The organism is Rhizobium sp. 10N427, from assembly GCF_056394605.1.
Map to the genome: position 1 here is coordinate 208279 of NZ_JBFTID010000006.1, position 18994 is coordinate 227272.

Genomic DNA, 18994 nt, shown 5'->3' on the forward strand with positions numbered 1-18994 from the left:
CTGTCACCCCTGGTTACCTATACGTAAAGTCAGCGAGACCCGTAGTCAAGAAAATACCTACCTAGCGCTCGGTAGGCACTTGACATGGGGGCATATCAACATTTATTGGCTGACCTAGCGCTAGGTCAGATTGGCTGGCCGGCCACGAAGAGGATGAGTACAATGAAAATTTATGACCGTTCGGGCTTTCCGAACCCAGCCCGCATCCGCATCGTTCTCGCCGAGAAGGGCTTGGACAGCCAGGTCGAGTTTGTCCCGGTGGACTTGATCGGTGCTGAGCACAAGCAGGACGCATTCCTTGCAATCAATCCGTCGGGCGTCATTCCGGTTCTCGAACTGGAAGACGGAACGGTTATTTCCGAAGCGACCGCTATCACCGAGTATCTCGACAATCTGGATGGTAATCCGACTCTCACGGGTAAATCCCCGAAGGAAAAGGCGCTTGTGCACATGATGCAGCGCCGCGCCGAGGCATTCGTTCTTGATCCGGTAGGCATCTATTTCCACTTCGGCACCTCCGGTCTCGGTCCTGCCCTGCAGGCCTTCAAGAGCCCGCAGTGGGAAGGTCGCAAGGAATGGGCCGAGCGCAATCGTGCGGCAGTCGAAGAGGGCTTCCGCTACTTCAACAAAATCCTCGGTGCTTCTGACTTCGTAGCTGGCGACAGTTTCTCGATGGCGGACATCACACTCTTCGCAGGTCTTGCTTTTGGTGATGCCGCTGGCCTTCACGCACCAGCCGAACTCGGCAATCTCCAGGCATGGCGCGCACGAGTGGCGGAGCTTCCCAGCGTCAAGAACCGCTCGGGCCAGGCGTTTCTGCCAGAAGACGCCAAGCGACTTGGCTTCTGATTGGAGCTGTGTTGGCGCGATTGGCGCGCCGACACCCCTTATTCAAAACGAAGGATCGAGACTTTGACCTCTGAAAACAAAATGGCGGCGTCCCGCCGCAACCTTCTTATTGGCGCGGCTTCTGCTGTTGCTGGCGTTGGCCTCGTCGCTGCAACCGCGTCAGCGAGCGCTGCAAGCAAGGCTGCTGCCGATATCAAAGTAGTGAGCAAGACGGCCAATACGATTACGACCAAGGACGGAACGCAGATCTATTACAAAGACTGGGGCCAGGGTCCTGCTGTTGTATTCTCGCACGGCTATCCGCTATCTTCGGACGCGTGGGAAAACCAGATGTTCTATCTGGCACAGAACGGCTTCCGTGTAATCGCTCACGATCGTCGCGGCTTCGGCCGTTCGAGCCAGCCTAGCCATGGGTACGACTACGACACGTTCGCGGACGATCTAGCGACGGTCCTGGAAGCACTCGACGTCAAGGATGCTGTCCTTGTTGGTCACTCGATGGGCGGGGGCGAAGTTGCTCGCTACATCGCTCGCCACGGTGAGAAGCGTGTCAGCAAGGTAGTTCTCGTCGCTGCGGTTACGCCTTTCCTCCTGAAGACCGACACCAACCCCGGCGGTGTTCCCAAGGAGTTCTTCGACACGTTCCGCGCAGCCGTGACAACGGACCGCTCGCAATGGAACAAAGACGTTTCGATGCCCTATTATAATTATAACAGAGCGGGCGCGAAGGTCTCTGAGGGTGCGCGCGAGGAGTACTGGCGTCAGGGCCAGGCCACTGGCTTTATGGCCGCTTTCCACGCACTCGGCGCATTCTCGGAGACCGATTTCCGAGATGACCTCAAGAAGGTCACGGTACCGGCACTCGTTATCCACGGTAGCGACGACCAAATCGTCCCAATCGAACTCTCCGGCAAACTTGCTGTTACGTTTCTCAAGAACGGCAAGCTCAAGGTGTACGACGGCGGGTCCCACGGCCTCATCGTAACCGACAAGGAAAAGCTCAACGCTGATCTTCTGGCATTCGCCCGCGGCTGACCTCCCACTCCACCGCGTGCGCAGGAAGGGCCCGGTTTTATAGCCGGGCCCTTTTAGTTCGTAGCGGCACGATACAGAATAAAAATTTCATATAACGGGCATATGAGCATATAATAGTCTATATTATTTGTAGATTTTATAATGCAAGCGACTCCCTTTGATCCGGTCCTGGCGGCACACTGTGGTCTATCGATAGGGGACCGCAATGCAGCTCTTAAAACCACTTGCTCTTGGGAAGTTCGAATTAAAAAATCGCGTCGTCATGGCACCGCTTGCACGGGCAAGAGGAGACGCGCTGCGGGCTCCCAAAGACATTGTTGCGACATATTACGCCCAGCGCGTTTCAGCGGGTCTGATAATTACAGAGGCTAATCACATATCGACGCAGAGCGCGACCAGAGCGCGGGCAACGGCCCACCATACCGATCATCAAAATTCAGCATGGGAGAAAGTGACCAAGGAGGTTCATCGAGCAGGGGGCATTATCTTCCAGCAGCTCTATCACGTCGGTAGAAAGTCCTTGCTCTCGAGTACGCCAGGTCGAGAGCCGCCTATAGCGCCTTCCGCCCTTTCCGCCTTCGGTGGAATCATGAGCGAGCATGGCCTTGAAGAATTTCCCGTCCCGCGAGCTCTTGAGCTTAGTGAGATCCAGCCCTTGGTGGAAGACTATCGCCGTTCAGTGGTGCTCGCTCGGCAGGGTTCGATGGCATCGAAATCCTTGCGGGAAATGGCTTCCTCATTGATCAGTTTCTCAGAGACTCTTCTAATCGCCGGAATGACGAATATGGCGGCTCGATCGAGAACAGGGCTCGTTTCTTGCTTGAAGTCGTCGATGCTGCAATCAAAGAGTGGGGAAGCGATCATGTGGGTGTACGCCTATCTCCGCATTTCCGTGCCGATCGCATCAGTGACTCAAATCCAAGAGCGCTCTTCAGCTACATCGCTATTGAGCTAAACAAGCGTCGCGTCGCCTATATCCATTTCCTTGAAGGGACTACCTACGATGAAAGCGGGGATGTACCTCTATACAAAAGGCTTGTCTCGAAGGGCGCGAACGGCGCAGGGCCACCGCCTGGCGAGGATTTCCTCGCCCCAATTGTTCGGGAACTTTTTGAAGGCGTTTTGATCCTAAACAGTGGCTATGACAGGGAAAGCGCCGAGCAGGTTATCTCCAGCGGCCTCGCAGATGCGGTATCCTTTGGAAAGCTCTTCATTTCAAATCCTGACCTTCCAGAGCGCTTTCGTGTGGGTGCTCCCCTCAATGACGCGGATATATCGACATACTACACCAACGGGCCTGAGGGATACATAGATTACCCGTTTCTTGATCGCCAGCCGCAGTCTGCCACGGTCTGAAGCGCGTTTTGTTTCTCGAGGGAAAATGATGACAACGTATGATAAATCGCTGCGCTCAGTGGTGAGCGACGACCTCCTCGTTGCTCTCCGTGCCGAGTTCGCGCTTGGTGCCGCAAAGCATGACGAGGAGGCATCCTTCCCATTCGAGAATTTCGCGCGGCTTGCCGAGCATGGGCTCATCGCACTGACTGTGCCGCGTGATTTAGGAAGACTCGGAGGAAAGATCACAGACGCGGTGAGATTGGTGGCCGCTGTCGGGGCCGGTGACGCTTCCACTGGTCTCCTCGTCGCCATGAACTGCCTTATGCATCATGTTCTGAGCAGAACGCGCCCAGCAGGCTACGATGAGATCGCTAGCGCTGCAGTCCAGGGATCAGGTGTGCTCAACGCACTCCAGGCCGAGCCGGATCTCGGTTCGGTAGTGCGAGGAGGCCTGCCCGGAAGTTACGTGACCAGGAAAGCTGATGGCGGATGGATCTTAAACGGGAGAAAAGCCTACGCGACAGGAAGCCCCATTGTTCAGTGGTGGCTTGCCCTGGTGCGCACGGAGGAACCCCAGCCGCGGGTCGGCACAGTAATCGTACCTGCAAATTCTCCTGGACTGACGGTTGTACCAACATGGAATCATGCAGGGCTGCGCGCTACCGCAAGCCATGAAATAGAGTTTGCAAATGTTCATCTCGTGGAGAATGCCGCGACCGGTTTCTACGCGCCGGGCACCAAGGAGGCTATAGACCGTCGCGCCACCGTTGATGTTTGGTCGTGTCTGCTAACCGCCGCCCTGTACGACGGGATCGCGCGGTCTGGGAGAGACTGGCTCAGACGATTCCTTTCGGAACGTGTGCCGTCAAATCTAGGCGCGCCGTTGGCTACTGTGCCGCGCCTTCAGGGCGTTGTTGGTGAAATCGAGACGCTATTGATGATCAACCGATCGCTGATCGACGACTACGCGCGTGCCGCAGAGGCCGCTCCTCTACCGGACGCGATCAGTGCGCAGATGGTGAAGCACATCGTAACTAAAAACGCCATCAAGTCCCTTGAGCTAGCTTTAAGCATCTCTGGCAATCACGGATTGGACAAAGCCAATCCTCTGGAAAGGCATTACCGCGACGCGCTTTGTGGTCGAGTGCACGCGCCTCAATCCGACACGATCCTCGTCAATGCAGGAAGAACGTCGCTCTCATCCGAGCAAACGCTCGGTTAAAGGAAGCTTTCATGAGTCATCAGCGATATCGTGGTCTGGCGATTAGTCGTCGCACCTTTCTCGCAGGCGTCGCGGCAAGTGCAATTATGCCGACAACTGCCAGGTCCGAGCCTGTTGCGTCTGGTGGCACACTGGTTGCTGTCTCGCATCCCGGTGAGCCGAACGTGTTGACAGCGGCGATTGTCCAGACGGGCCAGGTTCAAACAATATCGGCGAAGATCTTCGACGGTCTCATTCGGTACGGCCAGAACTTTGAGATCTTGCCTGAACTCGCCGCGAGCTGGACTCTCAGTGACGACGAACGCGAGTTGACATTCCATCTACGAGATGGTGTTCGCTGGCATGACGGGCACCCGTTCACGGCAGCCGACGTCCAGTATACATACGAGAATGTGTGGATGAAGATCCATCCGCGTGCTCGCGCGACCTTTGCCGCTGTTGAGGCCGTCGAAACACCCGATCCGCTCACCGTAAGGTTCAAACTTCGCAATCCTTCGGGCGTTATTCTCGGGGCGTTGAATGCCGTGGAACTCACTGTGTTGCCGAAGCATCTATACGAAGGCACTGATGTTCTGCGAAACCCTTACAACGGCGCTCCAGTTGGCACTGGTCCCTTCCGATTCAAAGAGTGGGTAAGGGGAGACCGCGTGGTGTTAGAAAGGAACCCAGACTATTGGGATGCGGGAAAGCCGTATCTCGACAAGCTGGTCTACAGGGTTATCCCCGATGCTACAGCGAGGTTCGCGGCCTTCAAAGCCGGCGAGGTGCAATTGGGTATGTTGTCGCCGATCTCGATAAATGACCTTGAAGCGGCGCAGGACGACGAAAGCATTAACGTCGAGTTTAGTGGTTACGATTGGCTGGCATCTGCGGTCGTGGCTGAGTTCAATGTGAGACGTCCGCCGTTTAACGATCTCAGGGTGCGGAGGGCGGTAGCTCACGCCATCGATTTGAATGCGTTGTCAAAGGTTACCGCAAAGGGATTAGGGAGACCCGGAACCTCACCCGTTCTCTCCACGCAGACGGCCTTCTATGCTGGTGATAGTCTTCCGAAGTATCCGTTCGACCGGAGCATCTCCGAAGCCCTTCTCGACGAGGCCGGACTGAATAAGGACGCTGGCGGCGTCCGCTTTGCAATTGCTCTCGATTGGCTGCCTTTCGGTGAAAACTTTCAGCGTTATGGAGAATTCATTCGTCAATCATTGAAACGTGTAGGGATCGAGGTCACGCTCAGGAACCAGGACCTCTCTCAGTTTTTTAATCGGGTTTATTCGCAGAACGAATTCGATTTGATTGTCTCTCACAGGGCAGGCTTCGGGGATCCGCAGATCGGCATTGACCGAATCTTTTGGTCGAAGGCCATCCTCAAAGATGTGCCGTGGTCGAATGCATCTGGGTATAGCAGCCCAACCATGGATGCTCTCATCGAGGCTGCGCACGATGCCCCGAACGAAGCCGAAAGAGTGGAGTTGTACAAGAAAGTGCAAATTCAGGCGCAGACAGATATTCCCCACTTTACTCTACTGGAAAACCGCCAGTACACGATCGCCTCCTCGCGAGCTCGCGGGCTATCGACTGGCTCCAACAGTGCCTATGACTCCCTGAAAGACGCTTGGTTGGCGTCATGAAACACAAAACTGATGAGACTGGCGCTCGCAGGTCGCCGGTGACTGCCGAGCTTGGAAGATATCTGCTTAGTCGAATCCTACAGATGGCCCCTACGGTCTTTCTGATAGTATTATTTGCATTCGTCATCCTACATCTCGCTCCGGGTGATCCGGTGCAGACCCTTGCGGGTGAGTCAGGAGGAGCTACGCCAGAGCTGCTCGCTGAGATTAGAGTAGCTTACGGTCTAGACAAATCCTTACCGGTGCAGTTCTTGCATTACGCTTCGAACATTGCGAGCGGTCACCTAGGATTCTCGTTTCGCGCTAATATGCCGGTGTTGGACCTCATACGAGCGCGGCTGGCGCCCACCCTACTGCTTGCTGTCACCTCCATGATGCTCGGTGTTTTGCTCGGCGTTCTCGGAGGAGCGGTATCGGCCGTATGTCGGGGGAAAATCGGGGACGTCGTCGTAAGCAGCATCGCGCTACTATTGTATGCTACGCCCAGCTTCCTCATCGGGATAGGACTGATCGTAGTTTTCTCACTTAAGTTTCCCATACTGCCCACGAGTGGTTACGCTGACGCCGCCGCGGATAAGGGAACAATTGAACATGCCATAAGCGTCGGACAGCACCTTTTATTGCCAACGCTAACTCTCGGATCTCTGTATGGGGCGATCTACGCACGCTTCATTCGCGGCACGATGCTGGAGGTCTATAGTCATCCACATATCCGCGGGGCACGAGCGCGAGGGCTTACGTCCTTCGAAGTCGCCACACGTCACGTGCTGAGAAATGCGCTGCTTCCATTCATAACATTGGTTGGTCTTCAGGCTGGTTCGTTGCTCAGTGGAGCGATTCTCGTCGAAACCGTATTTTCTTGGCCAGGTCTCGGTCGCTTGGCTTATGAGGCATTGCAACAGCGGGACCACAACCTGCTCGCCGGTATCGTTCTCTGCAGTGGAGGCTTGGTTGTTGTTATGAATCTGGTTGTGGACGTTGTCTATGCAGTCCTTGACCCCCGGGTGGTCTTACGGTGAGCGCGGACCCTTCTATCGCTGAATGGCGGTTGGATAAGGACCGTCGCTTCAAATTTTGGAGATGGCCGGGATCGCTTCAACTTGGCGCGGCGCTTCTTGTGGCCGAGATGCTGATTGCCGGATCAGCAAGTACGCTCTACCCAGGTGATCCTTTCGACATGGTCGGCATGCCATTTGTCCGTCCGTGGGAGGACCCACAGTTCCCGCTCGGAACGAATATACTCGGTCGCGACATCGCCGCTCAGTTAATCCATGGCACACGCGTGTCACTGTTAATCGGTCTGGCGGCGACGCTCATTGCGACCTTTGTTGGAGGATCCGTTGGTCTCGTCGCCGGCTATTTCGGTGGGTGGATTGACCATCTACTAATGCGCTTCACCGAGCTTTTTCAGGTCATCCCGCATTTTCTCCTGGCGATAATTATCGTATCGATCTTGGGGCCGCACTTACCGAATATCATTCTCGCTATCGGGGTGACGAGCTGGTCAATGGTCGCTCGAATGGTCAGAGCGGATGCGCTGAAATTGCGAGAGCTGGATTTTGTGAAAATCGCAGTCGTTCTTGGCGGAGGACATTCGCGAGCGATCATCTATCACGTCCTTCCCAACGCAATTGGCCCGGTTCTTGTCGCTGGCTCGATCTTATCGTCGCTGGCAGTACTATCCGAGGCAGGCCTCGCCTTTCTCGGATTAAGTGACAGCAACTATGTAAGCTGGGGAGGGATGATGGGTGCAAACCGCGATGCGCTGCTGACCGCTCCCTTTATGACCCTTATCCCGGGTGCGGCGATAGTCTTGACGGTCGCATCCCTGAGTATGATCGGGGACGGCATGGTCAAATTGTTGGCGCGGAGGGGTGGAGTGTGACAGACGCTGAGGTCTTGAGCGTTCGTGACCTTCGGGTTTCCTTGAAAACTTTATCTGGCTCCGCTGTGGCCGTCCGCGGTGTGAGTTTCGAGGTCTCGCGTGGCGAGACCGTGGGTTTAGTTGGGGAGTCTGGCTGCGGGAAAACACTGACAGCGCTTGCCGCATCCGGTCTCTTGCCGGAGGGCGCGACGATCTCAGGCGGCTCAGTTCACCTTCTTGGTTATGATGTCACCAATAGCGACAGCAAGGCCTGGCGCGATTTACTGGGAAAGCACATCGCGTTCGTCTTTCAAGATCCCATGGCAGCGTTGAACCCGGTCCGCACTATCGGTTACCAGCTTATGGAGGCCGTTCTTGCGCACAGGAACATATCAAGAAGCGCAGCATGGGATAAAGCGTTGGAGTTGGCTCGTCGGGTCAAGCTTCCCCGCGCTGAAGCCCTATTAAACGCATATCCTCATCAGCTTTCCGGCGGCATGGCCCAACGGGTAGTGATCGCCATCGCGATAGCCAACGACCCGAATGTCCTCATCGCAGACGAGCCTACGACCGCTTTAGATGTCTCCATGCAGCGAGAGATTTTGAAACTCCTAAAGGAAATACAGCGCCAAACGGGCATGGCCATAGTCATCGTCAGTCATGATCTCGCAATGATCGCTGAATGGACGGACCGCGTGCTCGTTATGTATGCCGGTCACATAGTCGAATGCCAAACAACGATCGATCGCCTCGCTAGGATTCGTCATCCATATTCACGCGCGCTGCTGGCTGTGCGCCCAATTAGACGGCCAAGGTATGGTCCGCGCCCAAAGCTTTTTGAGATAGGCGGCGCAGTTCCTCTGCCAGGAGAAAAGTTTTACGGATGTGCCTTCGCTGGACGCTGCGCTCATGAAATCGAACGATGCAAGATCGATGCGCGCGAACTGAGGACGGCCAATCAAGGGAAGATCGCCTGCCACTTAGCGATTGAAGCGGAAGCCGCCGAATGACCCAATCGAAACCTCTCCTGCGCGTAGAGAACCTCTCCGTCGAATTTAGAGAGGGCCGATCTTGGATCAGGGCGGTCGATGACGCCAGCTTCTCCATCGCTACGGGCGAGATCTTAGTCCTTGTTGGTGAGTCCGGATCTGGAAAGTCTACGTTGGCTCGTTCAATAATCGGGATGATCCCAGCAACCGGTTCAATCGCGTTGGAGGGCGAGAGCGTTCAGCGTTAGCATCGGCTCGTTCTCGCGAACAGCGCCGAAAGCTGGGGATGGTTTTTCAGAGCGCAAGTGTGGCCTTCAATCCACGGCTTTCAGTTAGAGCGATTCTAAATGAGCCGCTAGCGCTTCTCGGATCTCATTCCACTGCCGGCCAGCCAACTGAACTTCTTGACATGGTTGGGTTGCCTCACTCCTTGCTATCTAAGAGGCCTGCGGAGCTGTCAGGAGGTCAGCGGCAACGTGTAGGTATCGCACGTGCGTTGGCCGTAAGGCCCAAGCTTCTAATCTGTGACGAAGCAGTATCCGCATTGGATGTGTCCGTGCAGGCGCAAGTCCTGAACTTGCTAAGTGATCTCCAGAACTCAGAGGGTCTCGCCATGCTGTTCATCACGCACGATCTTTCCGTAGTCTCCTACCTTGCAGATCGGATCGCTGTCATGAATCGCGGCCGTATCGTGGAGATCGGTGATTCATTGGACGTTCTTGATCAGCCGAGAGACTCCTACACCCGAGAACTCTTGGCCTCATCCACGCGATAGGAAACAAAATGGGACAACACGGCGACGAACACGAACACGAACACTGGAAGCACAATGGCGTCCGCGTCATCAAGGGCGATCAATTGGAGTCGAATACGGCGCAGACGCCCGGCATGTTTAGGCAGGCCGCGATTAACCATGCGCGGGTCGGCGCCCAAAAGATATGGGCTGGAACCGTCTCGATTGCGCCTCGCGCTAAGACCGGCGTTCACCACCACGGGGCACTGGAGAGTGTCATCTTCGTCATCAGCGGACGAGCGCGGATGCGGTGGGGTGAGCGTCTGGAGTACGTTGCCGAAGCGGGGCCAGGGGACTTTATCTTTGTGCCACCTTACGTGCCTCACCAAGAAATCAACGCCGACCCAGAAAGAGCATTGGAATGCGTACTCGTTCGGTCGGATAACGAAGCGGTCGTCGTAAACATTACCGACGTTGAGCCGGTAGAGCCACCGGAGACTGTGCTCTGGGTGGACCCAATACATAAACCGGTCGATTAAGTATTGAAGGGATTCCAAAAATGACCAACGGCAGGAGCGCGTTAGTAGCGGGAGTAGGGGCGTACAACGGCTTGGGCGCAGCGATCGCGCGGCGTTTTGCAGCCGAAGGGTATGTGGTTTGCATCGCCGGCAGGAACGGCGAGAAGCTGGCGGACACGGCTGCAAGGATTCGAGAGACGGGCGCACAGGTTATTTCGATTGTGGGTGATGTAAGTGAGGCAACTGATGCCGAGCGGTTCATTGCGGAAGCAGCGAGAGCTGGGCGTCTGGACGCGATAATTCATAATGCTGGCTCGAACCGGCCTTCACCGTTCCTGGACCTCGAGCAGGCCGATTTTGAAACGCATTGGCGCGAGCACACTTTAGGGGGTTTCCAGATTGCGAAGCACGCACTGCCTCTTCTGCTTTCCAACGGTGGGGGAACGCTCGCCTTTACAGGGGCTAGTGGGTCACTTCGCGGTAAGGCAAATTATGCGCCATTCGCAGTCGCGAAGGCGGGACTACGCGCGCTTGCACAGAGCCTTGCGCGCGAGTTCAGTCCAAAAGGAGTGCATGTGGCCCACGTCGTCATCGACGGGGGGATCGACGGCGACAGGCTTCTCTCCCGCGCGCCAGATCTAAGAAGCAGCGCGGGCCCGATGGTCTGCTTAACATCGACGCGATTGCCGACGCATTCTGGTATCTGCATACCCAGCAACGGAGCGCCTGGACGCTCGAGCTTGACCTACGTCCCTGGGCCGAAACCTTCTGATCGCGCATGCAAACTGCCGCACGAAAGCGCAGTAAAGTCGAAAGTGTTCCCCATATGCCAAAGTTGGACCGATATGATCGGATGATACTTGCTGCCTTGCAGCGAGATGCAACAGTCACACTCGATGACCTCGTCAAGCGTATTGGTCTCAGCAAGAGCCCGTGCTGGCGTCGGATAATGCTTCTTGAGCAGAGCCGCATCATACGTCAGCGCGTCGCGCTGCTCGACGAGACAAAATTGAATCTTGGCGTATCCGCGTTCGTCTCGGTTCGCGCTAAGAGCCATTCACCGGAATGGGTGACGCGCTTCAGTGAAGTGGTTGTGAGAATGCCTGAGGTCGTTGAGGCATATAGAATGAGTGGCAAATTCGACTACCTTTTAAAGGTCCTTGTGCCTGACATTGCCACCTACGATGCTTTCGAACGAAGCCTATCTACGACGTTGGATTTAGAGATGGTTTTGCCGAAATTCTCTCTCCAACGCTTTAAGAGCACCACTGAGCTCCCTCTCGCGTACGCGGAAGGCGTCTAGCATCTTGCATGGTGTCCAAGGTGTGCCGATCGGAATTGGCGCGCGCGATCGACACACCGACGCTCATGAGTGGGCCACGTTAACGGCGATCTTACCGTGGAGGCCTGAAGCCTTCTTTAATTCAGTTAGGCCAGCGTTAATCTCGTCGACCGAAGACCTGATCTCCTTTGACACGGTCGGGCGAACTTTATTCTCTGTGTGCCAGCGCATTGAGGCCTCCATCGCCATACGGAAATTTGCCTTGGCCGCTTCGTCAAACACATAGCCGTTCGAGAAATACGTGAGGACATTCGCGTTGATGTGCATTGCGCCTTTCTCAGCCAGTATTTCATCTACGGGGGAATGAGTGATCTTAGTTCGTGACGTTCGGCCTGGACCTACGCCAAGGACGATCCATTTGCCACCGTTTCGGACCGCTTTCGCCGAGGCGACGTAGCTCTCCTCTGAATAGGTCGGATCAAAGACAATGTCGGCCCCACGCCCTGATGTGATTTCTATAACGCGAGCGGTGGCATCCTCAGCTTTATAGTCGATAATCGAGTCAGCGCCGCTCGCCGCGAGGAGCGCCTTTGACTCGGGGGTGCTACCGCTACTTATTACGAGGGCCGCACCCAAGGCGCGAGCTGCAATCTGAATCGCCAAATGGCCAACCCCGCCGCCGCCGCCTGGAATGTAGACTACGTCGCCTGATTTCACGTGATCGTATAGGCCAAGAAATGCCGCGAGGAAGCAGATGGGTAGCACCCCGGCTTCGGTAAAGGAAACGCTGTCAGGCTTCTTGGCGGCCAGAAACTCGCGAGCAACCGCGTAGCCACCGCCACCTCGCCCAGCCCAGCCGCCATTTCCGTTGCAGTCCGCCATTGCAACGACCGAATCGCCGATATGGAACGCCGTTACGTCGATGCCGACAGCGATGACAACCCCTGACACGTCAAAGCCAAGCGCGACCGGCGGCTGATTGCCAAAGAAATTTAGCTCGGCGAGCTTGAACTCAAGTGGGTTCAGCGACGATCCGATTACCTTGATCAGGATTTCATCTGGCTTCGGAATCGGAACATCCCTCTCAAACTCTACCAGCGGGAAACCACCTCCATTGGAGACGTATCCGATCGCATGGTATTTCGCGGGTTTAGAGTTATCCGGCAGCATCACAAATCTCCTTTGTGGAAAAATAAAGGCATATGCCCATAAATACTAAGACGCTCGCTGTCTACCACCTGTTGCGCCGTTCACGTGTTTGTGCGCCGTTCCTATCAGATATGGTTATTCAGATTTTCGTGTGGATCCATTCTTGGGCGAGGCACGTCCACGCTCGGCAGAACCCGAATCCTGCCAGCCTTACGGCCGGTCGGGATGCCCAGGCAATCATGACAACGGATACCGATAGAGAAGCTACATTAATGCCGAGAGAGAGTGGTGGAAATTTGCATGCGAGCCTGTAAAGACCTTGATACCTGCGTGCAAATCAGAGCTTTGCATCTGAAGAAACGGGCATCAGAGAGGACGCCCTCCACTTAGTGCTGCCGTCAGCGGTTCAGATGACGCGTATCAAGTTCTTCAAGTTCTGCGAACCGATCAAAGCCCATTGGATCAACCAAGAAGGTACCATCCAAAAAGGCTAAATCCGGACGAGCGGCTATTATTAATGAAGCGATGGGTAGTTCGTGACTGCTGCGCCTCGACAAATAGTAAGGTTGACAGAGCCCCAGACCTGCGGCGTTTACTGCCTCGGTCACTCCGCGCAACATTTGCTTTCGCAAGCATTGGCTTTGAATGAAGTAAATCGGCTGATCGGTCTTCGTTTTGTATGCGACGGCATGATCCGTATCGACGAGAATTCGACCGTCCCGGAATCCGACAATCCGCCTTGTGACCTCTTGGAAGTCTAGACGCCGTCGTAAGGTCCAACGTGTAGCAAGCATTGCCGATCTCCAAAAACGGGCCGGGGAAACCCCGGCCCGGTGTTCGGGCGCAGCAATGAGAAGCTGTCTTACTTGCATCGACAGCGCGCGCCTTCACAGCACTGGACCGCCGCTACCAACCCCAAGCAGCCCAGCCATGCGAGAGTATGCCCATTTCCGTGTAAAATCATCAACTTATCAGGTATGGGTGCCATTCTCTGGTCGAATGACTAGCGGACGCTTTCAACTGTTATTTCTATTGATACAGTTGAGCATATGTGAGATTAAGTCTCCATAAGAGATCGGTGCGGGAGTTGCTTACAGCCGCACTTAAAGCGAATTGGCGTGTTGAACGAATGCGCGCCAGTGCTGATTTGGTGACCTCCGAATCAGTAGTTCCGGCGGGAGCCCGATATCCCAGTTGGGCTCCCGTTTCAGCGCGACGCTTCAAGGCGCTGGAGTTCAGTTAAACAATCTTCGATGGTCATCGAAGAAAGAACACCGGAAACAGCATTATCGGCTTTCGAGCAAAGCATGTCATTGAGTCCCCCGATATTACGCGTGACAAGACAAGCGGCTTGCCCCTCTGGGCGAGGTGCCCATGATTTTGCGTCAGGAGTTGTGGCATCGCGCACCATCTGCAAAGTGATCTCCTTGGGAGGTCTTGCCAGCCTGATTCCGCCTTGAGCGCCCTCCGAAGCAGCGATGATGCCAGCCTTTGCCATGGTAGATAGAGTTTTTCGGATGAAACTCGAATTTGTCTCCAAGGAATCGGCGAGCGTCGAACTCGTTGTTCTTACGCCTTGCCGCTCGTTAATGGCGGCCGTCATCACTATCTGCAGTGCTGTCGGGAACCTCGTGTCTGCCATGCGCGCATATATAGCGCGCATTTTCTGGTAAATCCAGATGCAACGTAAAGGCGCCGAAAGTTGGTCGGGTACATGTTTGACGTGCTAGTACGGCGATAGCCAAGGTCTTACTCGATCGCATTGCGAGCATGTTTGAACTGGCGTTGATTCCAGTTGCACATATGGATCGGCACGGACGAAAAACCTGTCACTCCAAAGATAGTTTAGCCCAAGGTATACCAGCACCCCTCCGGCCACAGCTCCCATGACAAAGACGTCGAAGATCGAGAACTCTCGCGCCTGGACGTTATTGGCGTAGCTTTCCAACGACTGCTCGCCACCGGCCGTCTGAGCTTTCGGGTCACTGCGTTCCGCAGTTTCGGCTTTGGGTCGCTGTCGGAATGCCAAAATGGTTGCTTGGGCACGTGCGTTGATGGGCGCGCCGGGACGCTGATGCTCGGTTTCGTTTGCAGCCATCGCTGTTTCCTCGGATGAGGGGGCGGCGAGGTTCGCCGCCCCGTTTGGATCACGAATGCGCGGCTTTGGTGCTGGGGTGCCCTGAGGCACCCTTTGCAACGTCGCTGTTTGCAGCGGCACGCTTGTCGCTTGGTCTGATCCGGAACCAAAGCGCGTAGAGGGCAGGGAGCCCGAGCAAGGTGAGAATCGTACCGCCAAAGGTCCCGCCAATCAGGGTAAACGCCAGGGACGACCAGAATACCGAGAAGGTCAATGGGATGAAGGCAAGAACCGCGGCCATCGCTGTTAGAATGACTGGTCGCGCTCGCTGGACGGTGGCTTCGACAACCGCGTCGAACGGGCTCAGCCCTTCATGCTCGTTCGTGTGTATCTGACCGATTAGGATCAGGGTGTTTCGCATGATGATCCCGGCTAGTCCGAAGAAGCCGAGGATGGCGTTGAAGCCGAACGGCTGGTCGAAGACCAACAGCGTGGGCACCATTCCGACAAGCGCGAGTGGGGCAGTAAGGATCACCATGAACATATGTGCGAACGATCGGGTTTGAATGATGATGACGGTCAACATCAAAGCAAGCATGATCGGGAACACAGGTGCCAAAGCACCGTTGGCCTTGCCCGCTTCTTCGACAGAGCCACCAGTTTCGATCTTGTAGCCCGCTGGGAGCCCCTTGATGATCGGCTCGAGAGCCTTCGAGATCTCGTTTGAGACATCAGGTGGCTGCTGGCCTTCCGCAATATCACCCTGCACCGTCACTGTCGGCACGCGGTCGCGCCGTCTCATGATCGGCTCCTCCATTCTAACTTCCGTCCGACCGATCTGGTCCAAAGGAATTCTTTGACCAGCGTTACCGACCAGAACGAAATTGCCGATTTTTGATGGGTCGAGGCGTTCGTCGCCGAAGCTACGCGCGACCACGTCCACCGTTCGGATGTCCTCTCTGACTTGGGTGACCGGAACGCCAGTAAGGTAAAACTGGAGTTGCTGTGATACATCGTGCGAGTTCAACCCAATTGCCCGCAGTCGGTCCTGATCGAGGACAAAATGCACGGTCGGCACCTGCTGTCCCCAGTCGACGTTCACCTGTCGCATGTGGGCATTAGCTTCCATGGCCTGTTTAACTTGGCCTGCAAGCTGGCGCAGCTTCGCTGGATCGCTTCCGGAAACCCTGAATGCCACAGGGAACTGCGTATAGGGACCGAATGTGATCTGGTTTGCGCGGATCTTAGCACCTGGAGCGAGCCCGTCGGCTGCAGCTTGCCGTACCTTTTGCTTGAGGATCTCACGCGTCTCCGGGTCTTTGGTAAGAACCACGATCTTCGCGAATGAAGGGTCGGGAAGTTCCGGTGCGATAGCAAGGTAGAAACGCGGCGCACCCTGTCCGATGTAGCTGGTCACGATCAGAGCTTCTGGCTGCGTCTTCAACCAGTCCTCGACATGTTCGACCACTTTGGTTGTCTGCTCGATCGCAGTTCCATATGGCATCTGCACTTCGACGAACACCTCTGGACGGTCAGAGACAGGAAAGAACTGGTTCTTCAAAAATCCCATACCGACGACAGCGACAGCTAAGACCGCTACTACCGCGACAACGACCGCGTACTTGAAGCGGACGGCCTGCTGAACAAGGGACCGGAGCCTGTTGTAGTTTGGTGTACCGTAGATGGCGGCATGCCCTCCGGGAATTGGCTTGATATCGGGGAGCAGCTTGACGCCGAGGTATGGCGTAAAGGCCCCTGCGACGAGCCAAGACGTGAGGAGCGCGAAGAAGACGATCCAAAAGATGTTGCCGGCATACTCGCCTGCGCTGGATTGAGCGAAACCTACTGGCATCAAGCCAATCGCCGTGACTAAGGCCCCTGCCAGCCGGGGAGAGGCGGTATGAACCCAAGCTTCGCCGGAGGCCACGATGCGATCGAAGCCTTCTTCCATCTTCACGACCATGGTTTCGATAACGATAATCGCATCATCAACCAAGAGACCAAGGGCGAGGATCAGTGCACCGAGCGTGATGCGGTCAAAATCGCGGCCGGTTGCCTGCATGATCATAAAGACGCCTGCGAGAGTCAGCGGTACTGCGGCGGCGACTACGATACCGACACGCCATCCAAGGCTGACCAGGCTTACGAAAATCACGACCGCAAGTGCTACAAAGAACTTGAGCATGAACTCATCGATTGCTTCAGCGATGTTAACGGCTTGGTCGGTCACTTTCACAAGCGACATGCCAAGCGGAAGTTCTGCCGATATCGAAGCGACCTCCTTTTCGAGCGCTTCGCCGAGCACGAGGCCGTTCCATCGGTCCCGCATAACGACACCAAGCTCCAGCGCAGGCTCACCCTGATGGCGAATGAGGAAGGTCGCCGGGTCCTCGTAGCCGCGTTTCACTTCAGCAACATCTGAGAGGCGTAGCATTCGTCCCTGAGACACGATCGGTGTATTGCGGATTACGTCGAGGTCGTCAAAACTCCCATCGACGCGAACCTGAACCTCCGGCCCGTTAGTCTGGATTGAACCGGCCGGCGTTACGAGGTTTTGGTTCGCCAGTGCTTGGAAGATCTCAGAGGGCATAACTCCGAGGTTCGACAGCCTGTCATGGGAGAACTCTATAAAAATTCGCTCGGGGCGCTCTCCGATGATATTGATCTTCTTAACGCCGGGCACATGCAGCATTCGCTGTCGAAGCTGTTCTGCTTGCCTTGCCAGCACGCGTGCCGGTTCGCCCTTGGCCTTCAGTGCGTAAAGAGCGAAGGTAACATCTGAATATTCGTCATTCACGAACGGTCCAAGGGTGCCTTGCGGAAGCTTCGAGGCTTCGTCCCCCATCTTCTTCCGAGCCTGGTAGAACTGTTCTGCCACCTCACCCGGTGGCGTATTATCGCGCAGTGTGAGGGTGGTAAACGCTAACCCTGGTCGGGTAAACGTTTCGGCGCGGTCGTACCACTTCAGTTCCTGGAGACGCTTCTCAAGAGGCTCGGCCACTTGATCTTGCATCTCTTGCGCTGTTGCGCCGGGCCAAGCTGTTACGACTGTCAAAACCTTGATGGTGAAGCTAGGATCCTCTGCACGACCGAGCTTCAAGAAGGCAAGGCCTCCGGCAGCAGTAATCGCAATAATGAGGAACAGTGTAATTGCACGCTCGCGAACGGCGAGAGCTGAGAGATTGAACGACATTACTGTTCACCCTGCTCGGTTCTTACCTTCTGGGAGTCGTGCAGCAGATGTGCTCCGAGGGCGACAAATCGGGCACCTTGCGCGATGCCATCAGAGATTGACGCACTTTCAGCGTCGAGCGAAGCTACCTTGACTTGCTTGAAGTGGACTTCACTATCATTGCCAATAATCCAAACACCTGGTCCGGTGCCAGGATCGAACAACGCGCTGAGCGGGATTCGATAAAATGGCTTCTGTCCCCCATCCGCAATTGTGATGTTGATAGTCGCTCCAAGCGGAGCCGACGCGGCGTCGCCTTCGAGCACGTAGCGTGCTTCAAAGGTTCGCGTGACGGGATCAGCTGCGTTTGAAAGCTGGCGGAGTATGGCGTTGCCGCCTTTACCGCTGTTGAAGACGGTAGCCACAGCGGACGATCCAACCTTCGGGAGAAGTGTTTCCGGCAGATCGATTGATGCTTCGCGCGGACCGGCGTGCGCAAGGCGTACAACGGCCTGACCCGCGGCGACTACTTGGCCAGGCTCTGCAAGTGTCTCCACGACAGTGCCATCGGAGTCGGCGACGAGAACCGAATAGCTGGCGGTGTTCTTTGTGACGCGTACCTGGGCTTCTGCAGCGTTGAGCTTTGCAAGAGCAACATCCGCTGCAGCTTTCGCACGGCTATAATTCGTTTCGGAGACTGCTCCTGAGCTTACGAGCGAACGGAAACGCCGCTCGTCATCCGATGTCTGAGCCAGTTCGGCTTTCGCGGCCTCCACGGCAGCTCTTTGAGCGGTGATACCAAGGTCATAGTCGGTGTTGTCGATGCGGAAAAGCGGCTGGCCCTTCGAGACAACTTGACCAGTGTCCACGAGACGCTCCGTTACTTTGCCAGCGATACGAAAGCCGAGATTGCTCTGGACCCGCGCTGATACAACGCCCGTGAAGGTTCGATCGGACCGCCGAGGATCGGTCACCAGAGCCGACTTCACCAGCGGCGGCGCTGTGCGTGGGTCTTGCTCTGCAGTCTGGGCCTTGTCGCACGCTTGAAGCGACAAGGTTGAAACCCCGATAAGGATAGCGGAAATGATTCTTGGTTTCGTGTTCATATGCGTGCCCTTAAAAGTTAAGGACCACATAT

At 55.7% G+C, this 18994-nt stretch carries 18 protein-coding genes and 1 pseudogene; 13 read left to right on the plus strand and 6 right to left on the minus strand.

Annotated features, from left to right (window positions below):
- Positions 1-162 precede the first annotated feature (162 nt).
- The 13 genes and pseudogenes from AC1DIJ_RS15245 to AC1DIJ_RS15305 all read left to right on the plus strand — a co-directional run bounded on the left by AC1DIJ_RS15245 (position 163) and on the right by AC1DIJ_RS15305 (position 11479).
- Positions 163-849 carry a glutathione S-transferase family protein gene (locus tag AC1DIJ_RS15245; protein WP_112389329.1) on the plus strand — a complete coding sequence of 229 codons (687 nt, stop codon included), beginning with the start codon at positions 163-165 and terminating at the stop codon, positions 847-849.
- A gap of 81 nt (positions 850-930) precedes the next feature.
- The gene (locus AC1DIJ_RS15250; protein WP_405049611.1) at positions 931-1884 is read left to right on the plus strand and encodes an alpha/beta fold hydrolase; all 954 of its coding nucleotides are present in this window, start codon (positions 931-933) and stop codon (positions 1882-1884) included.
- Between the two features lie 262 nt (positions 1885-2146).
- A pseudogene (locus AC1DIJ_RS15255) lies at positions 2147-3240 on the plus strand (alkene reductase).
- Between the two features lie 28 nt (positions 3241-3268).
- Positions 3269-4444 carry an acyl-CoA dehydrogenase family protein gene (locus AC1DIJ_RS15260; RefSeq protein ID WP_310295270.1) on the plus strand — a complete coding sequence of 392 codons (1176 nt, stop codon included), beginning with the start codon at positions 3269-3271 and terminating at the stop codon, positions 4442-4444.
- An 11-nt stretch (positions 4445-4455) separates the two neighbouring features.
- A complete protein-coding gene (locus tag AC1DIJ_RS15265; RefSeq protein ID WP_477831446.1) occupies positions 4456-6072 on the plus strand; it encodes an ABC transporter substrate-binding protein in 1617 nt (538 codons plus the stop codon).
- Entirely contained in the window at positions 6069-7091 is a 1023-nt protein-coding gene (locus AC1DIJ_RS15270) for an ABC transporter permease (RefSeq protein WP_310295272.1), read from the plus strand. The genes AC1DIJ_RS15265 and AC1DIJ_RS15270 overlap by 4 nt, the downstream gene beginning before the upstream one ends.
- 29 nt (positions 7092-7120) lie before the next feature.
- The gene (locus AC1DIJ_RS15275; protein ID WP_477831447.1) at positions 7121-7957 is read left to right on the plus strand and encodes an ABC transporter permease; all 837 of its coding nucleotides are present in this window, start codon (positions 7121-7123) and stop codon (positions 7955-7957) included.
- Positions 7954-8946: an ABC transporter ATP-binding protein gene (locus AC1DIJ_RS15280; protein ID WP_112389325.1), complete on the plus strand. Its 993-nt coding sequence runs from the start codon at positions 7954-7956 to the stop codon at positions 8944-8946. Before AC1DIJ_RS15275 ends, AC1DIJ_RS15280 begins: the two co-directional genes overlap by 4 nt.
- Positions 8943-9173: an ATP-binding cassette domain-containing protein gene (locus AC1DIJ_RS15285; protein ID WP_112389324.1), complete on the plus strand. Its 231-nt coding sequence runs from the start codon at positions 8943-8945 to the stop codon at positions 9171-9173. The genes AC1DIJ_RS15280 and AC1DIJ_RS15285 overlap by 4 nt, the downstream gene beginning before the upstream one ends.
- A gap of 38 nt (positions 9174-9211) precedes the next feature.
- Positions 9212-9700, plus strand: coding sequence for an ATP-binding cassette domain-containing protein (locus tag AC1DIJ_RS15290; protein ID WP_112389323.1), 489 nt, complete (start codon positions 9212-9214; stop codon positions 9698-9700).
- Between the two features lie 8 nt (positions 9701-9708).
- Positions 9709-10197, plus strand: a complete 489-nt coding sequence (locus AC1DIJ_RS15295; RefSeq protein ID WP_112389322.1) for a cupin domain-containing protein — start codon at positions 9709-9711, stop codon at positions 10195-10197.
- A 20-nt stretch (positions 10198-10217) separates the two neighbouring features.
- Positions 10218-11033 (plus strand): SDR family NAD(P)-dependent oxidoreductase, encoded by an 816-nt coding sequence (locus AC1DIJ_RS15300; protein WP_310295279.1) that lies wholly within the window; start codon positions 10218-10220, stop codon positions 11031-11033.
- Positions 11012-11479 carry an Lrp/AsnC family transcriptional regulator gene (locus AC1DIJ_RS15305; protein ID WP_112389532.1) on the plus strand — a complete coding sequence of 156 codons (468 nt, stop codon included), beginning with the start codon at positions 11012-11014 and terminating at the stop codon, positions 11477-11479. Before AC1DIJ_RS15300 ends, AC1DIJ_RS15305 begins: the two co-directional genes overlap by 22 nt.
- 63 nt (positions 11480-11542) lie before the next feature.
- Here the strand turns inward: AC1DIJ_RS15305 and AC1DIJ_RS15310 are convergent, their stop codons facing one another.
- The 6 genes from AC1DIJ_RS15310 to AC1DIJ_RS15335 all read right to left on the minus strand — a co-directional run bounded on the left by AC1DIJ_RS15310 (position 11543) and on the right by AC1DIJ_RS15335 (position 18962).
- Entirely contained in the window at positions 11543-12628 is a 1086-nt protein-coding gene (locus AC1DIJ_RS15310) for a quinone oxidoreductase family protein (RefSeq protein ID WP_112389321.1), read from the minus strand.
- A gap of 377 nt (positions 12629-13005) precedes the next feature.
- Positions 13006-13401 (minus strand): energy-coupling factor ABC transporter ATP-binding protein, encoded by a 396-nt coding sequence (locus tag AC1DIJ_RS15315; protein ID WP_162706036.1) that lies wholly within the window; start codon positions 13399-13401, stop codon positions 13006-13008.
- 413 nt (positions 13402-13814) lie between these two features.
- Positions 13815-14270: an RrF2 family transcriptional regulator gene (locus tag AC1DIJ_RS15320; RefSeq protein ID WP_112389320.1), complete on the minus strand. Its 456-nt coding sequence runs from the start codon at positions 14268-14270 to the stop codon at positions 13815-13817.
- Positions 14271-14333: 63 nt separating this feature from the next.
- On the minus strand, positions 14334-14705 hold the full coding sequence (locus AC1DIJ_RS15325) for a hypothetical protein (RefSeq protein ID WP_112389319.1): 372 nt from the start codon (positions 14703-14705) through the stop codon (positions 14334-14336).
- 49 nt (positions 14706-14754) lie between these two features.
- On the minus strand, positions 14755-17877 hold the full coding sequence (locus tag AC1DIJ_RS15330; protein ID WP_112389318.1) for an efflux RND transporter permease subunit: 3123 nt from the start codon (positions 17875-17877) through the stop codon (positions 14755-14757).
- Entirely contained in the window at positions 17877-18962 is a 1086-nt protein-coding gene (locus tag AC1DIJ_RS15335) for an efflux RND transporter periplasmic adaptor subunit (protein ID WP_112389531.1), read from the minus strand. The genes AC1DIJ_RS15330 and AC1DIJ_RS15335 overlap by 1 nt, the downstream gene beginning before the upstream one ends.
- Positions 18963-18994: the final 32 nt, after the last annotated feature.